This is a genomic window from Nitrososphaerales archaeon, assembly GCA_025058425.1.
Lineage (GTDB): Archaea > Thermoproteota > Nitrososphaeria > Nitrososphaerales > JANXEG01 > JANXEG01.
On record JANXEG010000002.1, the window covers coordinates 34,120 to 48,837 of the forward strand.

Below are 14,718 nucleotides of genomic sequence, written 5' to 3' on the forward strand. Positions count from 1 at the left end.
TTTACGTTTCATTCGATCAATACAGCATTTATTTGATAAATTTCATCGGTTATTACATTCCCTCTAACCAACTTTCTACGCCTCTCCCCTCTTCTAACGGATCGTAAACCTACGCCCTTCGTTAATAAAACGTATTTCTTCACACCACCTGATACATCACTTCTCATAGGAAAGCCCGCTCTATCACTCCCTCCTGTAATCTTGATCTTGCCCTTCAATCCTATCACAGTAGCGTCTACGATATCACCAATCTTCATCCCTAGGAACATTTGGGCCCTCTGATCTTTGAGTTCATACGTTGTAGCCTTGCCCGTTTTTGGATCTGAAACTACAAGTTTAAATGTCGGCAAACTGCACCAACCTTAAGGTCCCTATACCAATATTTTAACTCTTTTCTCTGAACCTTTGATACACTTAAGAATCTTCTAATCCTTTTGGTTTTTACTCTTTAAAGAATTTGAGAATTTGAGAATTTGGCAAATATAACATAACCTTTCTTCTTTCTTATTCATATTCTCAATTTCTCAATTTATATCAATTTATGCTCATCTTATGTTAAAGATGGCTTAACCCATTCAGATACCAAAAGTTTTTCTCATATAAAGGCCTGCTGAGATTTTAAGATCTCACAGATCTCCCTCTTTTGTAAATAACCTCTTTCTCGCCCATAGGGCTACGTTGACTAGACTTATCATGATCGGTACTTCGATCAAAGGCCCTATCACCGTGGCAAAAGCCTCCTCCGAAGCCAAACCGAATACAGAAACTGCAACGGCTATCGCTAATTCGAAGTTGTTACTGGCTGCTGTGAAGGCGAGAGAAGTAGTCCTTTTATAGTCAAGCTTTAAGTAGTATCCTAGACCAAAGGATGTAAAGAACATTATTATGAAGTACATCAATAACGGAACCGCTACCCTAGCAACATCGAATGGTAGATTGACTATGTATTCTCCTTTAAGGGAGAACATGATGACTATGGTGAATAAGAGGGCAAAGAGAGATGTGGGGCTCAGCTTAGATATAAAGACTTTATCGTACCAAATCTTCCCCCTTCTCCTTAAAAGGTAGAACCTAGTGATCATACCTCCAAAGAATGGGATTCCAAGGTAGATCGCTACCGATTGTACTACTTCTATCAATGAAATCTGGACGACCTGTCCATATCCTGAGATCCAAGAGCTCAATACAGTTATGTAGAGGTAGGCTAGGATCGAATACATGGCTATCTGAAAGATGGAGTTTAGGGCTACAAGTATAGCTGCCCATTCATTATCTCCATCTGCAAGGCCGTTCCATACTATCACCATAGCGATACATCGTGCGAGGCCTATGAGGATTATCCCATTTCTAAAGGCAAGATGGTTTGCTAGGAATATCCAAGCCAAGACGAACATCAAGAATGGCCCAACGATCCAGTTCTGAATGAGTGAAAGGGATAGCATGGTCTTTGAACCTTCTGCCTTGATGATCTTTCTCAGATCTTCATATCTGACCTTCGCGAGTGGGGGGTACATCATCCAGATCAGCCCGATCGCTATCGGGATGGATGTTGTACCTATGCTCATAGAGCCAATGATATCGGAGAGTTCTGGTGATGTGTAGCCTAATCCTATACCTATCATCATCGCTAGGAATATCCACAGAGTAAGAAACTTGGTGAGCCAGGGGAGCTGAATACTCTCCTTTTTGGTTATGGAAGAATACATTTCTTGACCTTCGACTAGGATTTCTGGCATATAAGTCTTTTTATTTCGATTTATTTCGAGATAAGTTGAGGTAAATTGTAGAAAGTTGTAAAGATTTGGATTATCTTTTACAAAGTGAAATCTTTAGCAATTCCTAATTCATCAAAAATAACTTTAACTATTAACTAAATTAAAGTATGAAGAGTTAAAATCCATACGATGGATTGACCTTCCTCCTAATCTTAATAATCTCTTCTAAAACTTTAACCTCCTCTTCACCTAATCTATGCATGTATTTACTCTTCAAAAGCTTCACATCCGCATCATTAGGAAGTGTATAGAGAACCTCGCCTTCATGGATATGCCTGCCCATGATGGGCTCCATCATAGAGATAGCGACCTGTGAACCAGTTTGTGCTTCGTTTATAGGCTCTCCCTTATCCTGTATCTGATGGACCGTGCCTATGGTCTTACCATTCTCGTTCATGAGTGTAACCTTCTGTCTAAGTCTACCCGATAAAACTTCAACACCAAAGATCGCTGGATTGCTCCTTCTAAATACATAACCTTTAAGTATACGTATTTTACAAGGTGGTGTAAGCTTCATAAACTCTAATCGTTCAGCGGCCTCTTTCTCTCTAGCAACCCAATCTAAATAACTCTGAATCAAATTATAGACGATAGGGTCTGAGAAGACTTTGATATTATGTTTAATGGCTTCTTCTTCAGCATCGGGTAAAAGTCTAACGCCAAAGGTCAATACTACTCCCAAGTAAGGATCGTCCTTCGCTACGGTACTTGCTTCGATGATATCCCTTCTCGTTACAGGTCCGATATCAGCGATCCGTATAGGAACCTCCCTCCGCTTCAACATATCTACTATCGCTTCAAGGGTACCTAACGTGTCTGCCTTGATGATCACACCAACACTATCGGTATGGATGAAGACCCTCTTCATTTCGCTCTCCACGAGCTTCATCGCCTCTTTAATATCATCGGGAGTCTCAATACCTATTAATAGGGTCCCCGCTAGAACACCTTCTAGATCTGGGGTGACGATCTTTACACCTGCTGCAGCACTTACAGATTCGACGGGGGTGAATTTATCACGAGGATCTCTCATTTCATCCAGCGGTTTTGGCATAAATAATGCCTTAACCCTTGTTACTACAGCACCATCCCTCTTGCCCAATACTATCGTATCACCGATCTTTAATGTACCATCGAGGAGTATCACGTTGGCTGTATGGCCTAAACCTATCTCCTCCTTCACTTCTAACGTAATCCCACGGGCTGGCCCTGATGTAATTGATAATCTCTTCGTTAAATACTGCTGGGCCAACCCTATTAGAACTGCCATAAGTTCGGGTATGCCTTCTCCAGTCTTCGCACTCACAGGTACGATCGCGATCTCTTTTGTGAAGTCTCTTACACGATAGAAAGCCTCAGATTTAAAGTTGAGGCGTGAAAAACTTCCGACTACATTGTACAACCTTTCATCCAATTCTCTAACGACAGATTCGCTCTGAGCTTTTAAAGAATCGGTAAAGTAAGGTGTTTTACCACTCTTCCAACCCGGTATTAAGTCTATTTTATTCAGTGCTACCACGAAAGGCACCTTTCTACTTCTTAAGATCTCTACACTTTCATAGGTTTGGACTTCAAAACCCTTCATGACATCGATTACCAATATTGCTAAATCTGCCGCCGATCCTCCTCTAATGCGTAGATTCGTGAAGACCTCATGTCCAGGTGTATCGATTACTAACAGTCCGGGTATGCGTATTTCAGCTTTAAATGAAGCGAGTAGAGGGCCACAGATCTGCTTCAATGTCTCCATAGGGAAAAAGCTTGCACCGATATGTTGTGTCATTCCGCCCACTTCTCTTGCTTGTACCGCGGTACCTCGAATTTTATCCAATAATAGAGTCTTTCCCGAGTCTACGTGCCCCAACACTACAACGACTGGTTGCCTTATCTGGCCCATCAAGACCAACCTTATCTCTCTATCATCATAGAATCGTTAAACTATTATAAAGAGATGGTTCACCACAATTTATTTAGTTCTCTATCAAATTAATTTAAGATTAAGAAAAGATGATTTTAGATTCTCTGATGAAACTTTCAACCGAGTCTGAAGCATGTATAAGATTCTCCGTTATAGCAAAGCCATAATCACCGCGAATAGTTCCAGGAGCGGCCTCTAAGGGGTTTGTTGCACCGATCATTCTTCTTACCACACTGATCGATGAAGGCCCTTCAAGTATAGCTGCAACTATAGGGCCCGAGGTTATGAATGAGATCAATTCTTCATAAAAATGCTTTCCCGCATGGGGGGAATAGAACTCTTCAGCCTGTGCCCTCGTCATCGTGAGCATCTTCAAATCTACAATCTTGAAACCTTTATTCTCAAATCTTGAAATAATTGCTCCCACTAAACCCCTTCTTACACCATCGGGCTTTATCACGATCAAAGTCCTTTCATTTTTCTCACTCATTTCTTTACCTCCGTTTTATAGAAACGGGTCCATTTAAGTTTACGAGGGTCGCGTTTTAACTCTAAAGCATTCTTTCTACATTTCGAGGAACAGTACCATCGAACCGAACCATCATTCTTAACGAACATAATCCCTCTACCTAGAGGGATATCTGCACCACAGAAAGAGCACTTTCTAACACCGTACACAAATTGACACCAACCTTACTTGATCTTACGTGCTTCACGCTCCACTTCTCTTAACATCAATATATCTCCTAAGCGGACTGGGCCCTTTACATTTCTGGTTAAGATACGGCCTTTATCCTTCCCTTCCATAATTTTAACCCTCACTTGAATTATTTCGCCAGACACCCCAGTCCTACCCACGATCTGTATTACCTCCGCTGGAGTTAAACGTTCTTCTTGAACCTTGCTCAACGGGTACCGCCCGTAGATTTAACTTTTGATATAGCATTGATTATCTGCTCTAATAAACCTTGGGCTTCACCGGGCTCCACTATACAGGCAGAAGCGGCACTTACATCGATACCCAGTACAGAGCCCATCTGAGCCTTGCTCGGTACGTAAACGTAAGGAATCTTTCTCTCTTCACAGATTATGGGAAGGTGTGCGACGACCTCCGGTGGCTCCACATCTTCAGCGATCACTACGAGTTTAGCCAAACCCCTCTCAATAGCTTTTGTCGTCTCATTCGTACCCTTTCGAACCTTGCCCGTTTGCCTCGCCTGCCTCAACGCTTCATATGTAGCTTCAGAAATCTCCTTTGGTGTTTCGAATTTTACGTAGTATGGTTTGGGGGTCATCTTTAATCGCCCATAAAGGCTATCAAAGTGGTTTTATAAAAATATGTTGCTAATCTATGTGTTTTTTAATAAACTGTCTTCTTAAAGCTCAATCTGAAGAGCCATATACAAAGCGATAAATTGGGCTGATGATATTAAATCTCGAGTATTGATACTCTTTGATTGATGGATAGCAAGGATTTAAACATCTTAACCTTAATATTTTAAAGGATGTTCGATCTCAGCATACTGGAGCCAAGACCAGAATTTGCAAAATTGGTCACCTTTGTACCAAATAAGAAGGTTCCTATACATAATTGGTTTCATTTCAAAGAGGGTTTCTCAAGAGATTTTGTCATCAAAATATTCGATCTCTTTAAAGCGAGAGAAGGTATGAAGGTACTCGATCCCTTTTGTGGCTCTGGTACAACCTTACTCGTAGCGAAAGAATTTGGGATCGATGGTTGTGGTGTCGATGCCTCTCCTTTAGCAGTCTTTGTAACCCAAGTCAAAGTCGCTGATTATGATGTAGAGGAGTTGAATAGAGTGAGCGAAGATATCTTCTCAAAAAGTTTTAGAAAGTGTGATATTGGAGAGGTTAGTTGGCTCACCAAAGCTGCTTTTTCAAAGCATGCTTTAGAAGATATAGCATTTTTTAAAGAAGAATTGAAGCGCATCGATGATCCAAAGGTAAGAAATTTTTTCACTTTAGCTCTGATGAATTCAGCGAATAAAGTGAGTTACGCGATCAAAGATGGCTCTTACATAAGGATTCGTAAAAAACCACACCCTCCTTTAAGAAAGGTATTCAAGGCCGTTGTGAAGAAGATGATTAAGGATTTAAAGAAGTTTAAATTTAAAGGCTCAAAGATCGATGTGATTCTTGGTGATGCGAGAAAACTCGAATTCCTACCCGATGAGGAATTCGATCTAATAGTAACTTCACCTCCCTACCTCAATAAGATCGAGTATACGAAGGTTTATCGTATCGAATATGAGCTATTCTTCCCTCATGTAAAGGTCGATGCCCTTCGTTCTTATATTGGTATGAATGTGAATGTGAAGGACGATCTATTCCCAGAGCTTCGATTGCCACTTGCTGCAAAAGCTTACTTGTATGATATCAATAGATCGCTTGAAGAGATGAAGAGAGTATTGAAGGTTGGGGCGAGGATCGCTCTCGTCATTGCAGAGGGTGCCTTTCCAGATCGTATAGTGCCATGTGATCTATTGGTTGCAGAGCTCGCGGAAAGAATTGGATTCCATGTCGATAAGATACTTGTAGCTGCCGAAAGGGTCGTCACGAGGGATAGGACTGTAAAGATAGGGAGGGCTAGAGAGAGTGTTATCCTGATGCAAAACTGAATCCTTGAGCTGCACACTTCAAACTCTATACGTTACAAGAGATAAATTCAGTCTAATCACCTCAATTACCGATCGGATGATGAATTATACAATCTAACACAAAAACCAAAGAATCGATGGATTTGATCGTTTAGCGTTATCGTTATTTAGAAGTTTACGTCTTGTTGTGTTCGGTGACCATTCTGTCTAAAGTTAAAAGGGTCGCGATCGCATCCATCTTTAGCGTTCTAATGTTCGTATATAAGATGGTTTTAATGGTTCTACCGACACCCATCGATAAGATGTTTATCTTTATTCAGGCCCTTTTGTTCGCAATATCTTCGTTAATGTTGGGAAGGATGGGTGCCACATATGTGGCAACGATAAGTGGTTTACTTGTAACTATATGGAGGCCTGCATTTGCTCCATTCAGCCTACTCTTCAGCATAATGTATGGAATCTTGATAGATATTTTCTTCTATTTATTCAAAGTCAAAATGCCCCATGGCGGTGTAAAGACCAATAGAACCATTCTATCCCTCACAGTAAGTACGGCGATGATAGGGTCGATAGCCCTATACGTGACATTTATGATCAGCTTAATACCCATATCTCCCATTCTACACTTTTCCGTAATCGTCTTAGGTACTATCAATGGCGCTGTAGCTGGTTATCTTACATCCTTTATTTGGAATAGATATTTAAGACATAGATCATGATGCTTGGGTGCATCAACAATCGATTCTAAGTTTTAAATCAACATTTATTCATAAGGTTTATTCAAATTCGAATAATGGAATAAGATGTTGGGATTTAAATTCTCAGAACTTTTTACTTTCAATATGTGAGATAGTAAGCTAAAGTTATTAGATACTAGATACCAAATCCGAGCCATCAATCCTTAAGTTACGATTCTAACCTTCGTTAATTCTTCGAAGACCTTTATTAAAGAAGAAGTGTCTTTATCACCCAATCCTACGGCTCTAGCTATAGCGAATAATTGTTGTGCAACACTTGCCATTATAAGTGGAACTTTAAGCTCTTTCGCCAACTTTAACGCCTCCTCCAAATCCTTATACATCAGATCTACCTTAAAACCGGGATCAAAGTTCCCTTTAAAGATGTGGTGCGCAAATTTTCTCTCAAAAGTTCGACTACTACCACTACTTGCAGATACGATCTCATAAAGCTTTCTGGGATCGAGACCAGCTTTAACGCCCATGGTCATTGCTTCTATAGCACCGACCAAATTTACAGCAGCCATGGAATTATTGACCAATTTGGCGATTTGTCCAGAACCTAGAGGGCCGACATAAAAGATTTTATCACCTATGATCTTCAAGACTTCTTGAACCCTCTTAAAACTCTCTTCATCACCACCAAACATGATCGCCAATCTCCCAGTCTCTGCACCCTCCGTTCCACCACTCACTGGTGCATCACAGAGCTTCACATTCTTCTTCCTTAAGGCTTCATCACACTCTTTATAAACCGTTGGTCCGATTGTACTTAGGTCGATCACAATAGAACCCTCTTTTATACCGTATAAAACTCCATTCTCTCCTAACAAAACATCTTTTACCACTTCACCATTCGGTAGGCTCATTATAACGATATCCGAATTCTCTGCAACCTCCTTTGGATTATTACATGCTCGTGCTCCTAACGTTGCTAAGCTCTGCACCCTCTCTTCGATTATGTCATAAGCGTAAAGTTCGTAACCGGCCTTCAATAGGCGCGCTGCTATCCTACTACCCATTGCTCCAAGGCCGATAAAGCCTATCTTCATAATTATCTCTGTAAGCAATCCTATTTTTATATGTAACTATGCTTCTATCCTTTACATTCCCTTTTCTCACTTTAACTCAACCATTTCATTCACATAGGTACATAGGTAAGGTGTTAATTTCATTCGCTTTATTGAGATTTATGTAATACATATCGCCACGTATGCTTATTATTTAAACTCCTCTTTGCTCCTCAATATCATTTCTTCACCATCATTACCTATAACCTATATAAGGAGTGAAAGACTTAGAAGAAAGGGGTCTTTCGATGCTAGAGATAGATGGTGGTGTAAAGAGTGGTAGTGGTACCATCTTACGCTTATCGATAGCCTTGGCTGCAATCCTCAACGAAGAGTTACACATATATAACATTCGTAAAAAGCGCAGCCCATCGGGATTAAGGCCACAACATCTGGAAGCGGTCCTTACGGCTGCTAAACTCTGCAATGCAGAGGTTAAAGGTGCTTATGTGGGCTCGGAGGAGATACGGTTCAAACCCAATGAAATATCGGGTGGTGACGTGAGTGCTGAAATTGGTACAGCTGGTAGTATACCTATGCTGATCATGACTGTATTGCCGATATGTGCTTATGCAAAGAAAGATGTGAATCTTCGTATAAGTAAAGGTGGTACAGATGTTAAGAGAGCGCCGACGATCAACTATCTCCGATATGTGCTTCTACCGACACTTGAAAAGATGGGGCTGAAGACATCTTTAACGATCCACGCATTCGGTTATTATCCCATCGGTATGGGTGATGTGTCCATTAAAGTCCAACCATGTAAAGGATTGAAACCGTTGAAGATTGAGGAATTCGGAGAATTACAGATGATTCGTGGCCTATCTGTTTGCACATTCTTAAGAGAGAGGAAAGTAGCGGAGAGGCAAGCGAATGCTGCGAAGGATTACCTTGAATCTCATGGTTATAAAGCTGAGATCGATATTCTCTACGATACATCCAACCCGCTTCAAAAAGGTAGCTCACTAGTTTTATGGGCAAATACGAGTAAGGGTGCGTTATTAGGTAGTGATGCGATAGGTGAATTACGCAAGCCGAGTGAGGCTGTTGGCCATGAAGCCGCTGAAGAGCTTGTTAAAGAGTTAGAGATAAAAGCTACTGTAGACACTCATCTTGCTGATATGCTTATACCATACATCGGATTGGCCGATGGTGAATCTATCTATTTAACACGTTCAATTACTGAGCATTTGGATACGAATATTTGGCTTACTGAAAGGATTTTAAATGTGAAATTCCATATAGAAAAGGTAAATGGACTCTACCGCATAAGAAAGGTATAGCGATCATGGGGTGTTAAATGGTCAAGGCTAAGATTCGTGGGATCTATGCAACAGCTTTAACGAAGCTCCTTCTCGATAATGGTTTTGAAATCGTCCAACCATCGATCGAGGTTCAGAAGAGATTTAATTTAAAATTTGATGAAAGTCCTTACGATCTCAACATCTACGATCGATGGGATAAGCAGGGGGTTCATGTATGTGGAGAGTCTAAGGCTGTAGAAGCTCTTTGCAAAGTCTTAAGAGAAAATTTATTAGATGTGATTATAAGAAGGATCGAGCAGCCAACTGTACAATCTCCCTTGCAGAATCAGTTCCTAGATGTAGAGTTTCCAGGATTATCAAAAGTAAAGCTCGATGATATACGAAGGTGTGTGGTTCCAACGGTAAAAGGCCATCACTACTATAAGACTTGCGGAATCAATATTTCATCAGCTGTAGATATGGCTGAGAAGCTCATCGCTAAAGGATGCCCTATCGATAAGGTTGAGGAGCTCTTAAGGTTAACCATCAAGCACGAATATCCTAGCGAAGGGCGTGAGATAGATATCGAACATGTGAAATTGGATGGGAATATCCTTCATTTGGGCAAGGCTCTAGTGAAGGTGTATGATGAGGATAAAGGTATTCTCAAACTTCATCGATCTATCAAAGGAGAAGGTACGTATGATGGGCTTAAAGTACCTAAGAGGATAGGCGATTATGCTGTTACAGAAGTAAAGTTGGGAGAATGGTATCTGAAGACTCGATACTTTTCTTCTGAGAATCACTATAAAGGTATGTATGTAAATATAAACACACCGGTCGAGTTGTATCCACGTTGTATTCGATACGTAGATTTAGAGGTGGATGTGTGTATCGAGCCGAATGGTGAAGTATGGGTAGTGGATGAAGAAAAGCTCGAAGAGGCGGTCAAAAAGGGGGTAGTATCAGAGAGTTTACTGAATACCGTTAAGGAGAAGGTTAAAGAGTTTTTATGCCAGAATCATAAGATCATAGTTGAGGGTTTATAACCTCTGATGAGTTAGTAACAAATAGATCTTCACCCAAATGATGTAAGACCTTTACCTTCTTCACATCAAAAACTTTCTCAAATAGGCCTTCATTCACATACGCTGCTACTACCTCTCCAATAAAGAGTGTATGGTCACCAACCTCTATTTGATTTACAACTTTACACTCTAAATGTGCGATACACTCCTCTATAATCGAGGCTCTTACTTTTCTTGCTACTCTTGCTGTAAGCTTTGTCTCATTGAATTTATCCACATCTCTACCAGATCTCCTCCCACAAAACAATACCTGTTTAGCCAATTCGATAGTCGGTATATTCACGACGAATTCGCCCGTTTTAGAGATCAGATCGTGAGAGTACCTTTTTGGTGCGATCGAAATACCTATAAGTGGGGGCTCATGTGATAAGGGCGTACTCCAAGCTACACTTATGATATTACTCTTATTATTCTTGGGATTGAAGCATGTAACCAATACGATATGTCTTGGATACATAAGTCTCGTTAAATACGACCTATTTACATCGATCTTTCTCATACAAATATGAGTAACAATTTAATGCATTTATAACTCTTTACGATTATCCTCTAAAAGTAACATCGACTGTTAAACTTTATCAACCCCTTTCAAACCCTTCCACACTTCGTAAGCACTCTCAAAATCCTTTACTAATAATAGATCGGTGAATATCACATGATCTTTTACCAACTCTACTATTTCTTCACTTGAAACCCTTATACCGTAGAGTACCTCATCCCTTATTTTACTCCACAATATATCGAGGGGCTTGTAAGATCGGTCTAATTCGACCTTTTCGATTTTAAAACCTGCATCTTTGAGGTATGCTAACAGATCGTCAGAAGCATCTAAACAAACATTTACATCTTTGGCCCTCGTAATTATATACTCTCCATCTCTTTTACAACATTCTAGATTTAATCTTACATCTTCCTTGATCACTTCTCTCCATCTTTCAGGGTTTATCTTACCGAGCCTTGCATTTAATGTCATAATGAGTATTTCGTTAATAAAGTTATGAGAGGCTTTGTGATACGATTTATCACGATAACAGAAGACTTTCACGCCCACTTTATACAAAATAGGTAAAGCTTCGAATATTGGTTTAAATACTTTAAGTGTATGGGTATCGTAGGGTTCTTCTATAATGCCTTCATTCTTCATCTTTTCAATTATTACATAGCTTGGATTGATACCGTGCATAATTTCGTCCAATAAAGTCTGCCAATCGGTAGGAAGGTTGATGAACAAACGGTCAAAGAAATTCACTTTCATCCACTTGACAACCTTTTCCTTAGATCGTATTGTATCCTCGCTGATTAAATTGATGATCCTCCGCACAACTTTATCAAAATAGGAACCGTATTATAAACTCATCAATACACCTGTGAAAGGAAGGAATGCTTATTTATGCTTGGAAGAGTGAGAAGTAATGATAATCTATGGAGAAAAGGTTGGTAATCGTAGCACTGGGTGATAGCTTGACTGTAGGTTTTCAATCTAACAACCCATTTATGCCACCCACCCCTTACACTCACTATCTAACGTTGAAGATTGAAGAGATGTTTAAAGAGCTTAAGGAAGGGCGATCTGTCTATATTTACAATAAAGGGATCGTCGGTGATCTAACGAGCGGTATGCTTCACCGCTTCTACGATGATGTAATTTCATTAAAGCCCGAATACGTTATCATACTCGGGGGATCTAACGATATTGGATGGGGCTTCCCTCCCTCGATGGTCTTTAAAAATTTAGAGAAGATGTATTCTACTGCAAGAAAGCATGGTATAGAACCTATTGCTTGTACAATTCCTTCTATATTGGGTTTTGATAGCTTGATACCTCCGAGAATAGAATTGAATAATCTCATTAAAGATTATTGTGAGAAGAATAAGGTTCCTCTTGCAGATCTCTTTACTATAACATCCGATCCAAATACCAAAAGACTTCGTGAAGAATATTCAGATGATGGTCTTCATCTAACTACAGAAGGTTATAAAAAGATCGCCGATGTGATCTTTGAGGTACTGCGTGATCTTATCGTTAGAAAGATGAATCTATAAAAAGCCCTAAAGATGAATGTAAATTTTGAAAAGGATCGAATGTATCAATTTGTTATACATCGACTTATCTTATTAATCTTAACTAACCATGTACAACTTTAGCCTTTCTTCATTCACCTTCAATCCTAATCCAATTTCATCTACCACTTTTATATGGCCTTTCGAGAAAATCTCGATCGGTGAATGTAATATTTCGTTTGCCAATGGATTTGGGCTTTCTTTTATATCGTAGATTTCATAGGTTAAGAATGTGTCTTCAGGTAAAGATGCCGATAATTGAATACTTGCAGCTCTACAACCAGCACCAGACAATCCTATATGTGGTGTATAAGGAAGGTTGAACGTTCTCGCCAAATTTGCAATCTTCATACACTCAGTAATTCCGCCAGCTCTTGAAATATCCGGTTGAACAATATCGATCGCTTCATTCATTATCAACTCTTTAAAATCGTACCTTGTAAAATGTGATTCTCCAGCACAGATCGGAACATCTAACTTCCTTTTTAATTGCTTATAACCTTCCAGATCGTACGGAGGGACCGGTTCTTCAAACCAGGAAATCTCCATAGATTCTAACACCTTGCCCAACCTTAATGCTTTAGTAAAGTTATATGCAGAATTAGCATCCACCATTATCTCTACACCATTTCCAACTTCTCTTCTAATCGCTCTTAGATTCATTATATCTCTCTCAACACCCATTCCAACCTTGACCTTGATTTGATCATGCCCTTCATCGACCCATTCTCTAGCCCTCCTTGCCATATTCTCTGGTTTATCAAAGAGTATCGATGATGCATAAGCCTTTAACTCGCTTCGAAACTTTCCTCCCAGTAGCATATGAACTGGTTGCTTAAGGTACTTGCCCTTTAAATCCCAAAGTGCGATATCGACACCAGACATCGCTTCGATGAAGTAGCCTTTATAATGGCCCCTTGTCTTCAATGCTGAAAATATCATCTCCCACAACACTTCAATCTCCAAAGGGTCCTTACCGATGATTATCGGTTTGATCAATTTCTCAATGATCTTTGCAGTTGCCTGTGGAACTTCTCTTGTCAAACTCTCTCCATAACCGAATAGGCCTTCATCACTAACGACTTTAACGAAGCATGCTGAATATCCCTTTCTAACCTTTTTACTCAATTCATCTCCATATGGCAAATACCCACTGATCGCACCCTTCGCTTCAGCGTACAGAGGATAGACCAAAATATCGACTATCTTCATATCTCACGTAGTGTTAAAACGTTTTAACATTTAATCTTTTATTTCATTATCTCAATATGCTACAAAAGATTTATTTATTAAGTCGCAACCTAACGCAGTAGATGAAGGTAAACATTACCTATTGGAATGATAGAATAGGAGGAACCTTAGTTAAGAAAACAGTGGATGCTTATAATTACTTTTATAAAGTAGGGCCTGCCGGGAGTTGGCAGATGGTAGTTGCAGATGAAGAAAAGACCGTTCAAGCTAATGTAGTGACAAATATCAAAATCAACAAAATCGTAATACCTGAAGAGTCTATAATCTTCCCCTGCTCTGTTATGCGCCATGCGTTAGGCTTTGTAGTAAGTGTTGTTAGCCTCGGTAAGCCGAAGAAGATCGAAGAGCAAAGGATCATCGATGAAGTATTATTTTACCCTATTCACAATGGGATGATATGTAAAGGAGATTTACTTGGCGTGATGAATGTTCTTTACGCTCATCCTGAGCATGAATTATTGGAAGATAGCGTAATCAGTTGGCTGAAAGAGAGGTGTAGATATTGAATGTTAAATCGGTGTTAAATCTTTGAACATTTAACATTTGTGCCTTTAACGGTGAGCTTAAGATAAGAACTAAGAACTTCTATAATCAGGGCGCTTCGACCTAATGATTTTCGCTAGGTTTCTATAGCTAGCGCCGGGGGTGGGATTCGAACCCACGAGACCTCGTAAGAGGTCACAGGCTCTCTATTACGGACTCAAGGCTTACGCTCTAATTACGAACTGCGCATTATTGTGTAATTTCATAGTCCACTCTGCTACCCCGGCACTCCCATATAAACTAACAACATACGATGAACCTATTAAAATTATCCCTTGACTGTGAAGAGTAAAAGGAACTACATAGCGATGATAGTTATTATCAATTCTTTTTAATGAAGTATCATTAAAACGAACAACAACATCAAATTCTGTTTCCAATATTGGTTTCATAAAAACTCATATTTTTAAATT

At 39.8% G+C, this 14,718-nt stretch carries 17 protein-coding genes and 1 tRNA gene; 6 read left to right on the forward strand and 12 right to left on the reverse strand.

The window, feature by feature from the left end:
* Nucleotides 1-8: 8 nt before the first annotated feature.
* The 7 genes from NZ896_00425 to rpl7ae all read right to left on the reverse strand — a co-directional run bounded on the left by NZ896_00425 (nt 9) and on the right by rpl7ae (nt 4,988).
* The gene (locus NZ896_00425) at nt 9-350 is read right to left on the reverse strand and encodes a 30S ribosomal protein S6e (GenBank protein ID MCS7115921.1); all 342 of its coding nucleotides are present in this window, start codon (nt 348-350) and stop codon (nt 9-11) included.
* A gap of 276 nt (nt 351-626) precedes the next feature.
* Nucleotides 627-1,706, reverse strand: coding sequence for an ACR3 family arsenite efflux transporter (gene arsB / locus NZ896_00430; protein MCS7115922.1), 1,080 nt, complete (start codon nt 1,704-1,706; stop codon nt 627-629).
* Nucleotides 1,707-1,890: 184 nt separating this feature from the next.
* Entirely contained in the window at nt 1,891-3,672 is a 1,782-nt protein-coding gene (infB, locus tag NZ896_00435) for a translation initiation factor IF-2 (GenBank protein MCS7115923.1), read from the reverse strand.
* Nucleotides 3,673-3,772: 100 nt separating this feature from the next.
* Complete coding sequence (gene ndk, locus NZ896_00440; GenBank protein MCS7115924.1) at nt 3,773-4,183, reverse strand: nucleoside-diphosphate kinase; 411 nt, start codon at nt 4,181-4,183, stop codon at nt 3,773-3,775.
* Nucleotides 4,180-4,371: a 50S ribosomal protein L24e gene (locus NZ896_00445; protein MCS7115925.1), complete on the reverse strand. Its 192-nt coding sequence runs from the start codon at nt 4,369-4,371 to the stop codon at nt 4,180-4,182. The genes ndk and NZ896_00445 overlap by 4 nt, the downstream gene beginning before the upstream one ends.
* 15 nt (nt 4,372-4,386) lie before the next feature.
* Complete coding sequence (locus tag NZ896_00450) at nt 4,387-4,602, reverse strand: 30S ribosomal protein S28e (GenBank protein ID MCS7115926.1); 216 nt, start codon at nt 4,600-4,602, stop codon at nt 4,387-4,389.
* On the reverse strand, nt 4,599-4,988 hold the full coding sequence (gene rpl7ae, locus NZ896_00455) for a 50S ribosomal protein L7Ae (protein ID MCS7115927.1): 390 nt from the start codon (nt 4,986-4,988) through the stop codon (nt 4,599-4,601). The genes NZ896_00450 and rpl7ae overlap by 4 nt, the downstream gene beginning before the upstream one ends.
* 210 nt (nt 4,989-5,198) lie before the next feature.
* On the opposite strand from rpl7ae, the gene NZ896_00460 reads away from it, so the two are divergent.
* Nucleotides 5,199-6,332 (forward strand): hypothetical protein, encoded by a 1,134-nt coding sequence (locus NZ896_00460; protein ID MCS7115928.1) that lies wholly within the window; start codon nt 5,199-5,201, stop codon nt 6,330-6,332.
* Nucleotides 6,333-6,493: 161 nt separating this feature from the next.
* A complete protein-coding gene (locus tag NZ896_00465; GenBank protein ID MCS7115929.1) occupies nt 6,494-7,030 on the forward strand; it encodes a hypothetical protein in 537 nt (178 codons plus the stop codon).
* 182 nt (nt 7,031-7,212) lie between these two features.
* On the opposite strand, the gene NZ896_00470 is transcribed toward NZ896_00465, so the two are convergent.
* A complete protein-coding gene (locus NZ896_00470) occupies nt 7,213-8,100 on the reverse strand; it encodes an NAD(P)-dependent oxidoreductase (protein ID MCS7115930.1) in 888 nt (295 codons plus the stop codon).
* A 266-nt stretch (nt 8,101-8,366) separates the two neighbouring features.
* Between NZ896_00470 and rtcA the strand changes: the two genes are divergently transcribed.
* Nucleotides 8,367-9,401: an RNA 3'-terminal phosphate cyclase gene (gene rtcA / locus NZ896_00475; protein ID MCS7115931.1), complete on the forward strand. Its 1,035-nt coding sequence runs from the start codon at nt 8,367-8,369 to the stop codon at nt 9,399-9,401.
* 17 nt (nt 9,402-9,418) lie between these two features.
* On the forward strand, nt 9,419-10,411 hold the full coding sequence (locus NZ896_00480) for a DUF402 domain-containing protein (GenBank protein ID MCS7115932.1): 993 nt from the start codon (nt 9,419-9,421) through the stop codon (nt 10,409-10,411).
* Here NZ896_00480 and NZ896_00485 read toward each other — a convergent pair.
* Both NZ896_00485 and NZ896_00490 read right to left on the reverse strand, forming a co-directional pair.
* Entirely contained in the window at nt 10,392-10,907 is a 516-nt protein-coding gene (locus NZ896_00485; protein ID MCS7115933.1) for a flavin reductase family protein, read from the reverse strand. The two genes, NZ896_00480 and NZ896_00485, sit on opposite strands and share 20 nt — an antisense overlap.
* A 111-nt stretch (nt 10,908-11,018) precedes the next feature.
* On the reverse strand, nt 11,019-11,705 hold the full coding sequence (locus NZ896_00490; GenBank protein MCS7115934.1) for a hypothetical protein: 687 nt from the start codon (nt 11,703-11,705) through the stop codon (nt 11,019-11,021).
* 167 nt (nt 11,706-11,872) lie between these two features.
* Between NZ896_00490 and NZ896_00495 the strand changes: the two genes are divergently transcribed.
* Complete coding sequence (locus NZ896_00495; protein MCS7115935.1) at nt 11,873-12,493, forward strand: GDSL-type esterase/lipase family protein; 621 nt, start codon at nt 11,873-11,875, stop codon at nt 12,491-12,493.
* Nucleotides 12,494-12,571: 78 nt separating this feature from the next.
* On the opposite strand, the gene NZ896_00500 is transcribed toward NZ896_00495, so the two are convergent.
* Nucleotides 12,572-13,723, reverse strand: a complete 1,152-nt coding sequence (locus NZ896_00500) for a mandelate racemase/muconate lactonizing enzyme family protein (protein MCS7115936.1) — start codon at nt 13,721-13,723, stop codon at nt 12,572-12,574.
* A 101-nt stretch (nt 13,724-13,824) separates the two neighbouring features.
* Between NZ896_00500 and NZ896_00505 the strand changes: the two genes are divergently transcribed.
* Nucleotides 13,825-14,268: a DUF22 domain-containing protein gene (locus NZ896_00505; GenBank protein MCS7115937.1), complete on the forward strand. Its 444-nt coding sequence runs from the start codon at nt 13,825-13,827 to the stop codon at nt 14,266-14,268.
* A 131-nt stretch (nt 14,269-14,399) separates the two neighbouring features.
* Here the strand turns inward: NZ896_00505 and NZ896_00510 are convergent.
* A tRNA-OTHER gene (locus tag NZ896_00510) sits at nt 14,400-14,532 on the reverse strand.
* Nucleotides 14,533-14,718: the final 186 nt, after the last annotated feature.

Coding starts and splice junctions, on each gene's coding strand:
- arsB (MCS7115922.1), bottom strand. CDS start 1,706: ATGTATTCTTCCATAACCAAAAAGGAGAGTATTCAGCTCCCCTGGCTC.
- infB (MCS7115923.1), bottom strand. CDS start 3,672: ATGGGCCAGATAAGGCAACCAGTCGTTGTAGTGTTGGGGCACGTAGAC.
- ndk (MCS7115924.1), bottom strand. CDS start 4,183: ATGAGTGAGAAAAATGAAAGGACTTTGATCGTGATAAAGCCCGATGGT.
- rpl7ae (MCS7115927.1), bottom strand. CDS start 4,988: ATGACCCCCAAACCATACTACGTAAAATTCGAAACACCAAAGGAGATT.
- NZ896_00460 (MCS7115928.1), top strand. CDS start 5,199: ATGTTCGATCTCAGCATACTGGAGCCAAGACCAGAATTTGCAAAATTG.
- NZ896_00470 (MCS7115930.1), bottom strand. CDS start 8,100: ATGAAGATAGGCTTTATCGGCCTTGGAGCAATGGGTAGTAGGATAGCA.
- rtcA (MCS7115931.1), top strand. CDS start 8,367: ATGCTAGAGATAGATGGTGGTGTAAAGAGTGGTAGTGGTACCATCTTA.
- NZ896_00480 (MCS7115932.1), top strand. CDS start 9,419: ATGGTCAAGGCTAAGATTCGTGGGATCTATGCAACAGCTTTAACGAAG.
- NZ896_00485 (MCS7115933.1), bottom strand. CDS start 10,907: ATGTATCCAAGACATATCGTATTGGTTACATGCTTCAATCCCAAGAAT.
- NZ896_00490 (MCS7115934.1), bottom strand. CDS start 11,705: ATGAAAGTGAATTTCTTTGACCGTTTGTTCATCAACCTTCCTACCGAT.
- NZ896_00495 (MCS7115935.1), top strand. CDS start 11,873: ATGGAGAAAAGGTTGGTAATCGTAGCACTGGGTGATAGCTTGACTGTA.
- NZ896_00500 (MCS7115936.1), bottom strand. CDS start 13,723: ATGAAGATAGTCGATATTTTGGTCTATCCTCTGTACGCTGAAGCGAAG.
- NZ896_00505 (MCS7115937.1), top strand. CDS start 13,825: ATGAAGGTAAACATTACCTATTGGAATGATAGAATAGGAGGAACCTTA.